Genomic DNA, 14,897 nt, shown 5'->3' with positions numbered 1-14,897 from the left:
TTAACGTCGCCAAAATGCAGGAAAAAATAATACTAGAATAGTCAAAATTTCTAAGCGCCCCATCAGCATGCCGAAACTTAATACCCATTTAGCGGTATCTGGCAGTGGTGCAAAATTACCTGTCGGACCTATCACTGAACCCATTCCAGGCCCAACGTTGGCAACCGCAGTGATAGAGCCTGAAATGCTGGTGATAGGATCAAGCCCCATGGCACTTAAACAGCCAGCAATAGCAATGATGGTGATGAAAAATGTGATACCAAATGCAACCACAGAACGCACTATGTCATCATTGACTGGGCGTTGATTGTATCGCTGAACAAATACCCCTGATGGATGAATGAGTTTCATCATTTGCTTGTTGAGTAAGGTCATGGCGATTTGAAAGCGGAACACCTTGATGCCTCCGGATGTCGAGCCTGAACAGGCTCCTGCCATCATTAGGAAAGCAAACAGTGTGCTGGGTAATGCTCCCCAGGCGGTAAAGTCCTCTAAGCCAAACCCTGTGGTTGTGACGACAGAGATAATATTAAACATTGACACGCGTAGAGCATCAAGCCAGTTATAACCATCTCGTACGATTAACCACACGGTGATGATTAGGCTTGAGACCAAAAAGAGATAAGTAAAACCGCGTACTTGCGCGTCTTTGTAGAGTGCTTGAGGTTTTCGCTTGCGTAAGGCGGTGACAAACAATAAAAACGGCAAGCCACCCAGAAACATAAACAAGGTCGCAACCCAGTGTGCCCCGTTAGAAAAATGGTTCATTGACCCATCCGAGGTCGAGTATCCGCCGGTTGAAAGGGTGGTAAACGAGTGGTTGATCGCTTCAAAAAAGGTCATGCCAGTTAACATGTAGCCAATGAGGCACAGCAAGGTAAGAACTAAGTAAACGACAACGATATTTTTAGCAACAGTTTTGGCTCTTGGGCTGCTTTTGTCTGACCAATCAGATGATTCAGTCTGGAATAGTTTCATGCCACCCACGTTAAGCATTGGTAGTACTGCTACCGCCATCACGATAAAGCCGACCCCACCCAACCATTGCAAGATGGATCGCCACAGCAAAATGCTTGGAGCCATATTATCAAGGCCACTTAAAACGGTTGAACCGGTTGTTGTAATGCCAGACATGGTTTCAAAGTAAGCATCGGTGAAACTAATGTGGTTGATAAACACAAAGGGTAGTGCCGCAAACGCACTGGCGATAGTCCACACTAAGCTAGTGATGAGAAACATGTCACGTACACTGAGCTTGAAGTGACTGGTGCGTCCAAGGCTTAGACAAATAAAGGCAGCGACATGAGTGATTATGACCGCTTGGGCAAAATCTAAAAAACCGCTGGTACCTGTAAAAAAAGCAACTAACGTTGGCACGTACATAAAGAGGGCTAGTTTAGAAAGGACTAACCCAATAACAAATAAAATGGGGCGTAAATTCAACATAACGCCAATAGCCTATAGGAAGAATGGACTAGGTTGGAATAGGGTTTCGACATCAGGCACGTATTTCTTGTCGACCAGGAACATAACGACGTGGTCATCTTGTTCGATAACGGTACGATCGTGAGCAATCAACACCTCTTCACCACGCACTATGGCGCCGATGGTTGTGCCTGGTGGTAGTTTGATATCACCGACCGCGCGACCAACCACTTTCGAAGTACTTTCATCGCCATGAGCGATCGCTTCTATCGCTTCAGCGGCACCACGGCGCAGTGATGATACGTTGACAATATCGGCTCGACGTACGTGGGTCAGTAACGCTGAAATAGTGGCTTGTTGCGGTGAAATGGCAACATCAATGACCCCACCTTGCACAAGGTCAACATAAGCACCGCGCTGGATTAGCACCATCACTTTTTTTGCGCCCATGCGTTTTGCGAGCATGGCTGACATAATATTGGTCTCATCTTCATTCGTTAGAGCGATAAAGACATCAACTTGGTCGATATTTTCTTCCGTGAGCAGTTCTTGGTCTGCTGCGTCACCACAAAACACAATGGTGTTCTCTAGCTCTTCGGATAGCTGTTCAGCGCGTAGGTAATGACGCTCAATCAGTTTGACGCTGTAAGAGTGTTCAAGGCGTTTGGCTAGGCTTGCACCAATGTTACCACCACCGACAATCATGATGCGGCGATACGTTTTCTCAAGCCTTTGTAGTTCACTCATGATCGAACGAATATGGTTACTCGCAGCGACAAAAAAGACCTCATCATCCGCTTCAATAATGGTAGTGCCTTGTGGTCGAATCGGACGGCCTTGCCGAAAAATAGCAGCAACGCGAGTATCAATATGGGGCATATGCTCACGTAATGCCGATAACGCATTCCCTACCAAAGGCCCGCCATAGTAGGCTTTGACTGCTACTAGGCTGACTTTTTCTTCGGCAAAGCTGACAACTTGCAGTGCGCCTGGATATTGAATCAAACGTTCGATGTAGCTGGTAACCAGTTCTTCTGGGGCAATTAAGTGATCGACAGGAATCGCACCCGATTGGAAAAGCGTTTCCTTTTCAGCCAAATATTCAGGAGAGCGAATCCGTGCAATTCGGTTGGGTGTGTTAAATAAAGAGAATGCCACTTGGCACGCGGCCATGTTAGTTTCATCGGTGTTAGTCACTGCAACCAGCATGTCAGCATCTTGAGCACCTGCCTCACGCAGAATATCAGGGTGACTGGCATGGCCGTTGACGACCCGTAAGTCATACTTGTCTTGCAGCTCACGTAAGCGATCACTGTTTTTATCGACAATGGTGATGTCATTGTTCTCGCCGACCAAGTTTTCAGCCAGTGTGCCACCGACCTGACCTGCACCAAGAATAATGATTTTCATATTGTTTTCTCTTCTTTAACTACCGAATTTCGGTAACCGAAAAGGCAGCACAAGGCTGCCAATGTTCGCTGATTTTAGGCTTGTTTGGTTAATACTGCGTAGTAGAAACCATCCATATCTTCTTCACCAGGAAGAATTTGACGTCCCGGCTGTTCTTTATCCGATCCAACAAGCTGTGCGTTTGCGGTACGCGCTAAGAATGCTTTTACTTGTAGGCTATTTTCTTGCGGAGTAATCGAGCAAGTCGCGTAAACCATAGTGCCACCGACTTTTAATTGCTTCCACATTGCATCCATAATTTCGCTTTGTAATTCAGCTAATGCCTCAATATCGCTGCCACGACGCAACCATTTGATGTCAGGGTGGCGGCGAATTACACCGGTTGCTGAACACGGCGCATCTAACAAAATTCGGTCAAATTGCTCGCCATGCCACCACTCTTCAGGATAGCGTGCATCACCACAAATAACATCGGCACGTAGTTGTAAGCGTTCAAGGTTGTCATACACACGCTCAAGGCGGGTGGCATCACTATCAATTGAAACCACTTCAGTATCGACGGTGTGCTCTAAAATATGCGCCGTTTTACCACCAGGAGCTGCGCAACAATCTAAGATCAATTCGCCCTCTTTTGGTGTTAAGTAATCGACAGCCAATTGTGCGGCAGCATCTTGTACCGACACCCAGCCACGATCAAAGCCAGGCAATAATGTCACATCGCAAGGCGTGAGCAATTTTATGGCGTCAGAAGCGTGAGAATGTACATCGCATTCAATGTTTTCATTTTTCAGCAGCGCTAGATATTCATCTCTGGTGTGATGTTGGCGATTAACACGCAGCCACATTGGTGCTTTGTTGTTATTGGCTTCAACGATCTGTTGCCATTGGTCGGGATAGGCTTGCTGTAACAGTTTCAGTAACCAACTTGGATGAGCATATTTACCTGCATTATGGCTGACAGCATGCGCATCTAAGGCTTCTTGATCGCGTAAATAGCTACGCAATACGGCATTGATTAAGCCTGCAAGGCTTGGTCCTCGTAGCGTTTTTGTGCCTTCTACCGTATCAGCAACGGCAGCGTGTGCTGGAATACGCATAAAACTGAGTTGATAAATGCCAACCAAAATAAGGTGATGAAAAACGCGTTTTTTGCCTTTTAATGAATTATCCATCAATTCGTTAGCAATCGATTCTAAACGAGGTAAATAACGTAAAGCACCGTAGCAAATCTCTTGCAGTAGGGCATGGTCTCTTGGCTTAATGGTTTTTTGAGCCGCAGGAAGGGCGTGAGAAAGAGAGTGGCCTTTATCGACAACTTGGAACAAAACATTGGCAGCAGCAGCGCGAACATTCATGAGTAATACCGAATTTTAAAATGAAATTAATGAGGGTATCTCTACCCTCGCGAAGGTTTAGCTAAGTTGTGTACCCACTTCAAACCAGCTTGCTCTAGCATTAAGGATATCTTGTACTGGCAGCGCTTTTTTGCCTGGCACTTGCAGTTGTTCAAGTACCAATAGCCCATTGCCTGTCGCAACATAAATACCAGACTTATCAGCCTTAACAATAGTGCCAACTGGTTGGTTGCTTGTTTGTGCTTCAACGCGGCTTTGCCATACTTTGATAGTGTTTTCTGCAACGTCAAAATGGCTCATTGGCCATGGGTTAAAGGCACGCACGCAGCGCTCAATGAAAGCGGCATCCATCGACCAATCGATTTTTGCTTCTTCTTTGCTGAGTTTTTTAGCGTAGTTGGCTAAAGCGTCATCTTGCTTAGTGGCAATGGCCTTATCACTGGCAATATCTGCGATGCAATCGACCAAAGCTTGTGGGCCTAATTCTGCCAGTTTGCCATACATAGAGGCACTGGTGTCAGTCGCTTCGATGGGCAAGGTGGCAATTTTCAGCATATCACCTGTATCAAGGCCAATATCCATCTGCATAATGGTGACGCCAGTTTCACTGTCGCCAGCCCAAATAGAACGTTGTATTGGAGCCGCTCCACGCCAACGTGGCAAAATGGAACCGTGTACATTAATGCAGCCCAATTTTGGTGTATCTAATACCGCTTGAGGAAGCAGTAAACCGTAAGCTACGACGACCATTAAATCGGCGTTAAGCTCAGCCAACTGTTGCTTGGCTTGATCCGATTTAAAGTTTTCTGGCTGATAAACCTCAATGTTATGCTCAATAGCGATCTGTTTTACTGGGCTCGCTGTCAACTTTTTGCCTCGACCTGCTGGGCGGTCTGGTTGAGTATAAACGGCAATAACCTCATGCTCCGAAGACAACAACGCCGCCAAATGACGGGCGGCGAAGTCCGGAGTACCTGCAAACACAATACGTAATGATTGGCTCAAGGTAACCTCACTTAAATTAGTTTTTTTCGTTGTAGCGTTTGATTTTCTCTAGCTTATCTTTGATGCGCTTACGTTTTAAAGGCGAGAGGTAATCTACAAATAGTTTGCCTTGTAAGTGATCAAGCTCGTGCTGAACACAAATTGCTAACAGGTCATCCGCTTCAAATGAGAACTCTTTTCCGTCACGGTCTAATGCTTTTACCGTCACTTCAGCAGCGCGAGGAACCAGTGCTCTTGCACCCGGAACCGATAGACAGCCTTCTTCAATGCCATCTTCACCGCTCTTATTAATGATCTCAGGGTTGATCAGCACCATTGGCTGATCGCGACTATCTGAAATGTCGATGACCACGATACGTTGATGAATATCGACTTGCGTTGCGGCAAGGCCGATACCTTCCTCGTCATACATGGTCTCAATCATGTCATCAACGATTTTTTGAATCTCAGGTGTCACCTTGTCTACCGGTTTTGCCACGGTGCGAAGGCGATCATCTGGAAATGTTAATACTTGTAATACAGACATATACACTCGAAAAATTGAACTGTGCCGAAACAGCTTAAAGCTTGTTGGCTCAATTCTAGACATTTTATGACCCAAATGACAGCATCCAAATGTTAATAATCGGATTCATTCTTATTTATTTCGACCAAGGAACTGAGGTCATGTCATCATTTACTCGCCATTTTTCCCTCATTTGTTGGCCATTGTTTTGGGCTGGATATACCTTGGCGGTTGATGAAATAGCGATCAAAATAAAGCCAGATGCACCCAAAACGTATGTTGTCGAGGACGGTGATACATTGTGGGGAATCTCGACACTTTACCTCGACACGCCATGGCAGTGGCCACAATTGTGGCAGATGAATCCCAGCATTGAGAACCCACATTTAATTTATCCGGGAGATAAGCTGGTATTGATCTGGCAGCGGAGCCAGCCACAACTGAGTGTAAAACCGCGGGTAAAGCTGAGCCCCAAAGTTCGGGTGCTTGCGAAAAGTGCGTTACCAATTGTTGAAGAGAGTCTACTGCTGCGATACCTGCATACTGACCGTCTAGTCGAGAAACAAGTAGTGCAACGTAGTCAGCGCGTGTTAGGAGCAAGTAGTGGTCATCGCTATCTTACTGCGCAAGAGCCGCTTTACATCTCTGGTAAACAGAACCACAGCCGCTGGGGTATTTATCGTCAAGTTGGCCAGTTTGTGCGTGACGATGAAACTATCCCCAGTAACGAGATGATCGCTCTGCGTTTGATTGCGACCGCTGAGCTTGCGGCGACCGAGCATGCGTATTCAGAGTTAACGATTACCGCTTTGCAACAAGAGATTAGGCTTAATGATATTGCCTTGCCAGAAACAGAGGGCACGGCGTTAACATTCGCCACGACTTTTTATCCATCCCCGTCACCGATAAATAGTGTCGCGCATATTTTAGGTTCACTCACTGGGGGAGATTATGCGGGACAGAATCAAGTGGTGGTGATTGATAAGGGCGCGCAAGATCAACTTCGTCAAGGCAGTATGTTTGATTTGAGGCAAGAAGGAGCAGCGGTGCCCGTTCTCAAAGAGAAAAATAATGATGTCAAGATGTCAGCAGAGGATGAAATTCAACTGCCAGGTAATAGCGTAGGTAGCTTAATGGTACTTCATTGCTATGAGTATTTTAGCTTAGCCTTGATAACCAATAGCCGAATACCGATTAGCCGGGATATTTTAGCGGTATCGCCACTGGTATCAGAAGCCTCTAGCGAGTCTGAGTCAAAACCTCAATCTGAAAGCGCCAGTTAATGCAAACCACAGATTTAGCCGCATGGCTGATGTTAAGTTCTATTCCCAAGCTGGGAGGAAAAAAACTTTCGCGTTTAGCCACATTAGATTCTTTAACTAATGTGGTTCAATATTCAACCAGTCAACTGCTAGCGGTTGGTTTAACGTCTGAACAGATCGACTACCTGCGTCATCATGCGCCGCAAGAAGCGGATAAGTGTTTGAAATGGCTACAAGCCAGTACGTCTCATCATATAGTGACATCGCAATGTGTTCATTACCCGCCGTTATTGAAAGAAATAGATTCAGCACCACCGTTACTGTTTATTAAAGGAAGAGTTGAAGCGTTATCGGATCCACAAATTGCAATGGTAGGGAGCCGCAATGCCAGCCCTGATGGGCAACGTATTGCGCACCAATTTGCTCGTGATTTCGTGCAACATGGCTTGATAGTCACCAGTGGGTTGGCATTAGGTATTGATGGTCATGCCCATGACGGAGCTTTGCAAGGCAGTGGTGAAACCATTGCCGTACTTGGCTCTGGACTTGAGTGTATTTACCCCGCTCGCCATAAAAAATTAGCAGAGCGTGTGGCGGCAAGCGGCGCTCTTGTGTCTGAATTTCGCCCGTATGCCAAACCGCGTCCTGATAATTTCCCAAGGCGTAATCGTATCATTAGCGGTTTATCGACCGGAGTCGTGGTGGTAGAGGCGGCTGAAAAAAGCGGTTCACTGATCACTGCGCGTTATGCGGCAGAACAAGGCCGAGATGTGTTTGTGATCCCCGGCTCTATTGCCAATCTAAGTAGCCGTGGCAGTAATCAATTGATCCGAACTGGGGCTTGTTTAGTACAAAATGCACAACAGGTGCTGGATGAAATTGGTACTTTAGTTGATTGGTCATTACGCCAACAGATAGCGCAACCAGATTTATTTGCCGCAGAATGTGATCAGCAATTGCCATTTGCCGAACTGTTAGCTAACGTAGGAGTAGAGGCTACGCCAGTTGATATTCTTGCCAGTAGGACCCATATACCTGTGCATGAAGTCATGATGCAGCTCTTAGAGCTTGAGCTTTCAGGGCATGTTGTTGCAGTTTCCGGTGGCTATATTCGTAAGGGGAGGGGCTAGCTATGATGATGGATATACTGATGTATCTGTTTGAAACCTACATCCATAGCGATGCAGAGTTACAAGTAGACCAAGATGAGCTTGAAGATGAATTGCTTCGAGCAGGCTTTCACCAAAAAGATATCTACAAAGCCCTTAACTGGTTAGAAGAGCTGGCAGCATTACAGCAAACTGATGCTCATTCTGCGATTGCGACCAGTGCAACCACATCCATGCGGATGTATACCCCGCAAGAGATGGAAAGATTGGATCTAGAAAGCCGAGGCTTTCTCTTGTTCCTTGAACAGGTTGAAGTTCTAACGCCTGAGATTCGCGAGATGGTGATAGATCGAATCATGGGGTTAGAAACCAATGAATTTGAGTTGGATGACTTAAAGTGGATCATTTTAATGGTGCTGTTTAACGTACCAGGCAATGAAAATGCTTATACGCTTATGGAAGAGTTGTTGTACACCAAAGAGCAAGGCATTTTGCATTGATCTCACCGTCCATCTAGTTGAGCGTTATGAGCCGTAAAATTGATCAACAACTTTTTTCCGCGCATGAACATGCGTTGCAGCACGAGCCTTGTCCTCAATGTGGCGGAGAGTTACAGATCCGCCATGGCAAACATGGCCCGTTTTTAGGCTGCACACAGTATCCTGCGTGCGGCTATATTCGTTCATTGCACCAAAATGACGGGCATATAATCAAAGAGTTAGGAGTCCCTTGTCCTGAGTGCGGGCATGAGCTTGTACTGCGCCAAGGTCGTTATGGGATGTTTATTGGCTGTAGTGATTACCCTAACTGTCATCATATTCAGAGTTTAGATACTCCAGAAGAAGACACATCACACCAAAAACTGCTTTGCCCCGAATGCTTGAAAGGACACTTGGTTGAGCGAAAAACCCGTCATGGTAAAACTTTTAACGCCTGCGATAACTACCCTAAATGTAAGTTTGCCGTTAATCAGCCACCAGTAGCCGGTAAATGTGAAAAGTGTGGATTTGGATTATTGGTAGAGAAAAAGCTGGCTAGTGGTGTTAAACACCAATGTGCCGATCGAAAATGTGCACATACTCAAGTTGAAAACGAATAAAAAATAGCACGGTTAACGTGCCATTTTAGATCTTAGCGAGAGAATACAACCGTCAGCGCATTCTCTAAGGTATTGCTCTATTTTAACTGCTTTGCAAAGTGATGCACGGCAGGAAATGCATTTGCATCCAGTACGTCTGCTAAATGGCAAAGCGTGCGTTGCAGCTCTGCACTGTAGTCAGCGCTGACATTGATGTGTCCCATTTTACGTCCAATACGTTTCTCTTTACCATACCAGTGTACGTGACAACCTTCGGTTGCGAGCACTTCTTCAGGTAAGGTATCTTCGCCTAGAATATTAATCATCACTGTCGGGCGAACCAGTTTTGTACTCCCTAAAGGAAGGCCACACACCGCACGTAAGTGGTTCTCAAATTGACAAGTTTCAGCGCCTTGTTGTGTCCAGTGACCTGAGTTGTGTACGCGTGGGGCAATCTCATTAACCAGTAACGCTCCTTGCACATCAAAAAACTCTAACGCTAAAACCCCAACATAATCTAATCGTTTTGCTACCGCGCTGAACATCTCTTGGGCTTGCTGCTGTAGTTCAAGGTCATCAATGGCTGTCGATAAGCTTAATACACCATCGGTATGGACGTTTTCAGCTAGCGGATAAACGGCAATGCTGCCATCTTTTGCGCGTGCGCCAACCAGCGATACTTCTCGGTCAAAAGGAACAAACTCTTCAGCGACGATAGCTTGAGTTGGTGTTGCGTCGATACAAGCTTGCATTTCAGGCCAAATTTCATCGGCTTGTTGTGCACCTTTCAAACGCCATTGACCTTTACCATCGTAACCACCCAAGGCACTTTTCAACACCATAGGAAGGCCGATGTGAGCAATAGCTGCATCGAAATCTTCACGTGAATTAATCACAAAATATTTGGCATTTTTGACGTGAGCTTCATCCAGTAGCGTTTTTTCAAGACGACGATCGCCACCAGCTTTGATAGCTTCTACGCTAGGTAAAAACTTCCCGCTTTGCTCGCAAATAGCGAGAATGTCATGTGGGATGTGTTCAAACTCCGCTGTTATTACATCGGCTTGCTGGATGGCATTCTCTAGCCCGTGACCAATAACATGCAAAGTCAGCGGGTGTACGATATTGCCACTCCCGACATCAAAAGCGGATATTTGAATATTCAGTGGGGCACCAGCTAAGGCCATCATGCGAGCGAGTTGACCTGCCCCCAATACTAAAACGTGCATAGTATTAGTCCTCAGCTGGGTTAGGGTTAGCTAAGACCGTTTCTGTTTGTTGGGTGCGAAAGGCTTCCACTTTGGTCATTACCGTTTTATCACTGGTTCCAATGATCTGTGCTGCTAATAGCCCAGCATTGGCTGCGCCCGCTTCACCAATCGCTAGTGTACCTACAGCAATGCCTTTTGGCATTTGTACGATAGAGAGTAATGAGTCCATCCCTTTTAAGGCTTTTGACTGCACCGGAACGCCTAAAACAGGTAGGCTTGTAAAAGCCGCTGTCATTCCTGGAAGGTGCGCCGCACCGCCAGCTCCAGCGATAATCACTTTAATACCGCGATCTTTTGCACCGCTAGCGTAATCGGCCAGAAGTTGAGGAGTGCGGTGTGCTGAAACCACTTTGGTTTCGTAAGCGATGCCAAATTGGTCCAACATCTCGGCTGCTAGCTTCATGGTTGGCCAATCGGATTTAGAACCCATGATAATTCCGACTTTCATCTCAAACTCCTTCAAACATCTTAAAATTGGGTGATCAGGTGATTTGCGCGCATTATACGAGTATTTTTTCTTTAGGAAAACGTTTGCGTCGGCCTAATTTATCGATTGATACATTTTATCAACAAATAGCTTTAGCCTGTTTCCATCAGAGTTTGTACACTTAGCCTCAAGATCAGATCTAACTTATGGATGTTTTTGTGAATAATTTTGAGCATACCTTGCAAGCATTGCGTGATGGTGAAGTTATCGCCTACCCAACCGAGGGCGTGTTTGGGGTGGGGTGTGACCCAGATAACCCTGATGCCATTCAAAAATTGTTAACGTTGAAGCAGCGCCCAGTGGATAAAGGCTTAATTTTAATTGCCGCATCTTATGAGCAATTGCTGCCTTATATTGATGAAAGCCAGTTGACCAAAGAGCAGCTTGAACGTGTCCATGCTACTTGGCCTGGGCCTGTGACTTGGATTATGCCAACCAGCGATAAAGTGTCGGAATGGGTGAGTGGCCAATTTGATTCAATTGCTGTACGTGTGACGGATCATCCTTTGGTTCAAAAGCTGTGTAATGCTTATGGAAAACCGTTAACCTCTACCAGCGCGAATTTGACGGGTCTTCCCCCTTGCATGACCACGCAAGAAGTCGAATTGCAATTAGGTGAACGACTGGTGGCGATTTTAGACGGTGAGACTGGCGGTCGAAATAAACCAAGTGAGATTCGTGACGCAAAAACATCACAAGTATTAAGACAGGGCTAACCCTGCCAAGGAAGTAAGCGATGCCAACCATTGATAAACAAGCAGTGAAGCAATTTTTGCTTGAGCTGCAAGATTCCATTTGTTTGCAATTAGAGCAAGCCGATGGGCAAGCCCTGTTTGAGGAAGATGCGTGGCATCGCGAGCCGGGAGAGCGACTAGGTGGCGGTGGTCGAACTCGTGTGATGCGAAATGGTCATGTCTTTGAACAAGGTGGTGTTAATTTTTCCCATGTTGCAGGCAAAGAAATGCCAGCATCGGCTACGGCTCATCGTCCTGAATTAGCGGGTCGAAAATTTGAAGCAATGGGTGTTTCATTAGTGATGCATCCTAATAACCCTTATATACCGACTTCACACGCAAACGTGCGATTTTTTATAGCAGAAAAAGAAGGTGAAGCGCCTATCTGGTGGTTTGGCGGTGGGTTTGACCTTACGCCATTCTATCCCTTCGAAGAAGATGCCCAGTCATGGCATGACACTGCGAAACAGTTGTGTACTCCATTTGGTGAGAGCGTTTATGCCGAGCATAAGGCATGGTGTGATAAGTATTTCTTTCTTCCGCACCGCAATGAAACACGCGGTATTGGTGGTTTGTTTTTCGATGATTTAAACGCTTGGGGTTTTGAGCGATGCTTTGCTTATATGCAGGCGGTAGGTCAAGGATATACCGATGCTTATTTACCGATCATTGAACGCCGTAAAGAGATGGAATATGGTGAAAGAGAGCGTCAATTTCAACTTTACCGCCGTGGACGTTATGTTGAATTCAACTTAGTGTATGACCGCGGAACATTGTTTGGTTTACAAAGTGGTGGCCGGACCGAATCAATTTTAATGTCGATGCCTCCTTTGGCTCGTTGGGAATATAGCTATCAACCTGATGAAAATAGCGCAGAAGCAAAATTAAAACAGTTTTTAGTCCCAAGAGAGTGGTGACAAAAAGCGTATTCCAATGGTAGGGTCACAACAGTGATCCTTTTTGATTTTAGGTAGGCAGGGATATGGCTCATCACATTGATCAATATGCAGTATTTGGTAACCCAATTGGACATAGTAAATCTCCTTTTATCCATACGCTTTTCGCTCGTCAAACCAATCAGGAAATGAAATATCAGGCATTGCTTGCTCCTGTTGATGGTTTTAGGAATGCGGCTGATACTTTTTTTACTAATGGTGGCCGAGGCTGCAATGTGACTGCGCCATTCAAAGAAGATGCTTATCAGTTTGCGGATCGCTTGACTGAACGTGCGAAACTAGCTGGTGCCGTGAATACGTTAAAGAAACTGGATGATGGTGAGATCATTGGCGATACCACCGATGGCGCAGGATTAGTTCAGGATTTGTTGCAACACCAAGTGCAAATAAAAGAAGCAACCATTTTATTAATGGGCGCAGGTGGAGCTGCTCGAGGTGTGATTAAAGATCTCCTAGACCAACAGCCAAAGAAACTGGTCATCACTAATCGAACTTTTATTAAGGCGCAGCAACTTGCAGATGTTTTCCAAGATTTTGGTGATATCGATGCTATCCCAATGGATCAGATTGATCAGTCATTTGATGTTGTGATTAACTCGACATCAGCGAGTTTAAATGGTGAGTGTCCTGATATTTCCGTCAAAATATTTGGTGATAATACAGTTGCTTATGACATGATGTATGGTAAGGGGCTAACGAGTTTTAATCAGTGGGCGCATAACAACGGTTGTGCTCATGTCTATGACGGCTTGGGTATGTTGGTTGGACAGGCGGCGGAAAGCTTTATGTTATGGCGTGGCTTAAGACCTGGCTCTAGACAGATCTTGAGAGAACTTAGAAAAAACTTAGAAGGACAATAATGAACCAAGCCATTTTATTTCCAGATATGCAATATTGGCATCAAGCAAGTCAAAGTGTGGTGTTTCCTGCACAACATGTGGGAGCGCTGATCGAGTGTGTTGTTTCTATTTCTGTTTTGAGCAAAATTTCTGGTGAAGCAATAGAGAATAGCCAACAAGCTCTTCAAGTCTTCGCACAATGGCGTTTTGATCTGGAAGAGCTAGCGGAAACATTAATAGAAGATGAAGAGTTTAATGTGCAAGGCCAGGTTGAAATTAGCGAGTAGGCTATTCCACTGTTTTGACACTTGTTAGATAGTCATTCTTGTTTTGCACATAGTTTGCGGAAGATTTAAGTAAAAAAGCGCGTTCTTTATCAGTTAATGGGCGCGCTTGTTTCACTGGAGACCCAACATAGAGGTAGCCACTTTCAAGTACCTTATTAGGTGGTACTAAACTGCCAGCCCCAACCATAACGTCTGATTCCACGATCACACCATCTAATACTATCGCCCCCATACCAATTAAAACGCGATCATGAATTGTACAACCGTGAAGCATCACCTTATGTCCGATAGTCACATCCTCACCAATCAGTAATGGATAACCGTTCGGGTTCTCTTTGTTTTTATGCGTAACATGTAAAACGCTACCATCTTGAATATTGGAGCGCTTACCAATGTAGATATGGTTAACATCACCTCTGGCAGCCACTAATGGCCATATACTGACATCTTCCTCTAGTACAATATCGCCCACAAGTACTGAACTGCTATCTATATAAACCTTGCGTTCAATTTTTGGAGAGATACCTTTATAACTGCGAATCGATGACATAGTTGTTTCCTTTTATAGTGATGAGATGGGTAAATGAAACAGAAATAGTGGTAAAAACAACCTATTTGAATAAAAAATACACCAACAAACAAAAAATCAAAAAAAAACGCAAAAAGGGGTTGCCAATGTGATGGCGATCTCTATAATGCCGCCTCACTGACACGGCACAGCCAGTAAGGGTTCAAGCCCACTAGCCAGTCAATCAGTAGGCCAAATCGGTAAGACGAAATAATTTAAAAAAGTGTTTGACACAAAAAATTATCTCGCTAGAATGGCCGCCTCTTCCAAGGGAGCTACGGCAACCAAACGAAGAACGCTCTTTAACAATATAAACCTATCAATCTGTGTGGGCACTCGTTGATGATAATCGAAAAAGATTTATCAATGAACTGAGTGACCAATCAGAATCAAGTTTACTTGATTTTGGCACAGTCAATTCATTGTTGTTCTGTTGGAACAACAATAGCTTTAAAATTACTTTTACTTTCGAGTAAGAGCAGTTTTGAAGTCAGTATTCATTGAGCCGGTCTTAGGACCAACAAAACTTTAATTGAAGAGTTTGATCATGGCTCAGATTGAACGCTGGCGGCAGGCCTAACACATGCAAGTCGAGCGGTAACATTT

General features: G+C 45.1%; 16 protein-coding genes and 1 rRNA gene. 9 read left to right on the top strand and 8 right to left on the bottom strand.

The features are described 5' to 3' along the window. The 5 genes from AACW06_RS09500 to def all read right to left on the bottom strand — a co-directional run bounded on the left by AACW06_RS09500 (position 1) and on the right by def (position 5,721). Positions 1-1,446 (bottom strand): TrkH family potassium uptake protein, encoded by a 1,446-nt coding sequence (locus AACW06_RS09500; RefSeq protein WP_176312375.1) that lies wholly within the window; start codon positions 1,444-1,446, stop codon positions 1-3. Positions 1,447-1,458: 12 nt separating this feature from the next. After that, the gene (gene trkA / locus AACW06_RS09495) at positions 1,459-2,835 is read right to left on the bottom strand and encodes a Trk system potassium transporter TrkA (protein WP_192074880.1); all 1,377 of its coding nucleotides are present in this window, start codon (positions 2,833-2,835) and stop codon (positions 1,459-1,461) included. 74 nt (positions 2,836-2,909) lie between these two features. Continuing rightward, positions 2,910-4,190 (bottom strand): 16S rRNA (cytosine(967)-C(5))-methyltransferase RsmB, encoded by a 1,281-nt coding sequence (gene rsmB, locus AACW06_RS09490; protein ID WP_192074879.1) that lies wholly within the window; start codon positions 4,188-4,190, stop codon positions 2,910-2,912. A 57-nt stretch (positions 4,191-4,247) separates the two neighbouring features. After that, the gene (gene fmt / locus AACW06_RS09485; protein ID WP_192074878.1) at positions 4,248-5,195 is read right to left on the bottom strand and encodes a methionyl-tRNA formyltransferase; all 948 of its coding nucleotides are present in this window, start codon (positions 5,193-5,195) and stop codon (positions 4,248-4,250) included. Positions 5,196-5,211: 16 nt separating this feature from the next. Next, positions 5,212-5,721: a peptide deformylase gene (def, locus tag AACW06_RS09480; protein ID WP_210731353.1), complete on the bottom strand. Its 510-nt coding sequence runs from the start codon at positions 5,719-5,721 to the stop codon at positions 5,212-5,214. Positions 5,722-5,861: 140 nt separating this feature from the next. Here def and AACW06_RS09475 point away from each other — a divergent pair, with 140 nt between their 5' ends. From AACW06_RS09475 to AACW06_RS09460, 4 genes are read left to right on the top strand one after another with little or no spacing between them, the layout of a single operon-like run. Further along, entirely contained in the window at positions 5,862-6,983 is a 1,122-nt protein-coding gene (locus AACW06_RS09475; RefSeq protein ID WP_192074877.1) for a LysM peptidoglycan-binding domain-containing protein, read from the top strand. Beyond that, positions 6,983-8,092, top strand: coding sequence for a DNA-processing protein DprA (gene dprA, locus AACW06_RS09470; protein ID WP_176312370.1), 1,110 nt, complete (start codon positions 6,983-6,985; stop codon positions 8,090-8,092). Before AACW06_RS09475 ends, dprA begins: the two co-directional genes overlap by 1 nt. Before the next feature lie 2 nt (positions 8,093-8,094). Continuing rightward, the gene (locus tag AACW06_RS09465; protein WP_176312369.1) at positions 8,095-8,571 is read left to right on the top strand and encodes a DUF494 family protein; all 477 of its coding nucleotides are present in this window, start codon (positions 8,095-8,097) and stop codon (positions 8,569-8,571) included. A gap of 26 nt (positions 8,572-8,597) precedes the next feature. Continuing rightward, positions 8,598-9,170 carry a DNA topoisomerase family protein gene (locus AACW06_RS09460; protein ID WP_141652931.1) on the top strand — a complete coding sequence of 191 codons (573 nt, stop codon included), beginning with the start codon at positions 8,598-8,600 and terminating at the stop codon, positions 9,168-9,170. Between the two features lie 77 nt (positions 9,171-9,247). On the opposite strand, the gene AACW06_RS09455 is transcribed toward AACW06_RS09460, so the two are convergent. After that, positions 9,248-10,378: a 5-(carboxyamino)imidazole ribonucleotide synthase gene (locus tag AACW06_RS09455; RefSeq protein ID WP_192074876.1), complete on the bottom strand. Its 1,131-nt coding sequence runs from the start codon at positions 10,376-10,378 to the stop codon at positions 9,248-9,250. Positions 10,379-10,382: 4 nt separating this feature from the next. Next, a complete protein-coding gene (gene purE / locus AACW06_RS09450; protein WP_192074875.1) occupies positions 10,383-10,868 on the bottom strand; it encodes a 5-(carboxyamino)imidazole ribonucleotide mutase in 486 nt (161 codons plus the stop codon). Between the two features lie 197 nt (positions 10,869-11,065). Here purE and AACW06_RS09445 point away from each other — a divergent pair, with 197 nt between their 5' ends. From AACW06_RS09445 to AACW06_RS09430, 4 genes are all read left to right on the top strand, one after another. Then, a complete protein-coding gene (locus AACW06_RS09445) occupies positions 11,066-11,623 on the top strand; it encodes an L-threonylcarbamoyladenylate synthase (protein WP_192074874.1) in 558 nt (185 codons plus the stop codon). A gap of 20 nt (positions 11,624-11,643) precedes the next feature. Then, a complete protein-coding gene (hemF, locus tag AACW06_RS09440) occupies positions 11,644-12,558 on the top strand; it encodes an oxygen-dependent coproporphyrinogen oxidase (protein WP_053312203.1) in 915 nt (304 codons plus the stop codon). 65 nt (positions 12,559-12,623) lie between these two features. Further along, positions 12,624-13,457, top strand: coding sequence for a shikimate dehydrogenase (aroE, locus tag AACW06_RS09435; protein WP_053312204.1), 834 nt, complete (start codon positions 12,624-12,626; stop codon positions 13,455-13,457). Next, complete coding sequence (locus AACW06_RS09430) at positions 13,457-13,723, top strand: DUF1488 family protein (protein WP_168523794.1); 267 nt, start codon at positions 13,457-13,459, stop codon at positions 13,721-13,723. The genes aroE and AACW06_RS09430 overlap by 1 nt, the downstream gene beginning before the upstream one ends. 1 nt (position 13,724) lies before the next feature. Here AACW06_RS09430 and AACW06_RS09425 read toward each other — a convergent pair whose 3' ends face one another. Next, positions 13,725-14,273 carry a gamma carbonic anhydrase family protein gene (locus AACW06_RS09425; protein WP_192074873.1) on the bottom strand — a complete coding sequence of 183 codons (549 nt, stop codon included), beginning with the start codon at positions 14,271-14,273 and terminating at the stop codon, positions 13,725-13,727. A 547-nt stretch (positions 14,274-14,820) separates the two neighbouring features. Between AACW06_RS09425 and AACW06_RS09420 the strand changes: the two genes are divergently transcribed. Further along, positions 14,821-14,897: ribosomal RNA gene (locus AACW06_RS09420) — 16S ribosomal RNA — on the top strand; the annotation flags it as partial.

The organism is Vibrio sp. S12_S33, assembly GCF_963889785.1.
In the GTDB taxonomy this organism is placed as follows: domain Bacteria; phylum Pseudomonadota; class Gammaproteobacteria; order Enterobacterales; family Vibrionaceae; genus Vibrio; species Vibrio aestuarianus.
This window is presented reverse-complemented; position numbering and strand designations above follow the sequence as displayed.

What these genes read in the sequence shown, in the direction of transcription:
- trkA (WP_192074880.1), bottom strand. Translation starts at nt 2,835, where the DNA reads ATGAAAATCATTATTCTTGGTGCAGGTCAGGTCGGTGGCACACTGGCT.
- aroE (WP_053312204.1), top strand. Translation starts at nt 12,624, where the DNA reads ATGGCTCATCACATTGATCAATATGCAGTATTTGGTAACCCAATTGGA.
- AACW06_RS09460 (WP_141652931.1), top strand. Translation starts at nt 8,598, where the DNA reads ATGAGCCGTAAAATTGATCAACAACTTTTTTCCGCGCATGAACATGCG.
- AACW06_RS09475 (WP_192074877.1), top strand. Translation starts at nt 5,862, where the DNA reads ATGTCATCATTTACTCGCCATTTTTCCCTCATTTGTTGGCCATTGTTT.
- dprA (WP_176312370.1), top strand. Translation starts at nt 6,983, where the DNA reads ATGCAAACCACAGATTTAGCCGCATGGCTGATGTTAAGTTCTATTCCC.
- rsmB (WP_192074879.1), bottom strand. Translation starts at nt 4,190, where the DNA reads ATGAATGTTCGCGCTGCTGCTGCCAATGTTTTGTTCCAAGTTGTCGAT.
- hemF (WP_053312203.1), top strand. Translation starts at nt 11,644, where the DNA reads ATGCCAACCATTGATAAACAAGCAGTGAAGCAATTTTTGCTTGAGCTG.
- AACW06_RS09430 (WP_168523794.1), top strand. Translation starts at nt 13,457, where the DNA reads ATGAACCAAGCCATTTTATTTCCAGATATGCAATATTGGCATCAAGCA.
- AACW06_RS09500 (WP_176312375.1), bottom strand. Translation starts at nt 1,446, where the DNA reads ATGTTGAATTTACGCCCCATTTTATTTGTTATTGGGTTAGTCCTTTCT.
- AACW06_RS09425 (WP_192074873.1), bottom strand. Translation starts at nt 14,273, where the DNA reads ATGTCATCGATTCGCAGTTATAAAGGTATCTCTCCAAAAATTGAACGC.
- def (WP_210731353.1), bottom strand. Translation starts at nt 5,721, where the DNA reads ATGTCTGTATTACAAGTATTAACATTTCCAGATGATCGCCTTCGCACC.
- AACW06_RS09455 (WP_192074876.1), bottom strand. Translation starts at nt 10,378, where the DNA reads ATGCACGTTTTAGTATTGGGGGCAGGTCAACTCGCTCGCATGATGGCC.
- purE (WP_192074875.1), bottom strand. Translation starts at nt 10,868, where the DNA reads ATGAAAGTCGGAATTATCATGGGTTCTAAATCCGATTGGCCAACCATG.
- AACW06_RS09465 (WP_176312369.1), top strand. Translation starts at nt 8,095, where the DNA reads ATGATGATGGATATACTGATGTATCTGTTTGAAACCTACATCCATAGC.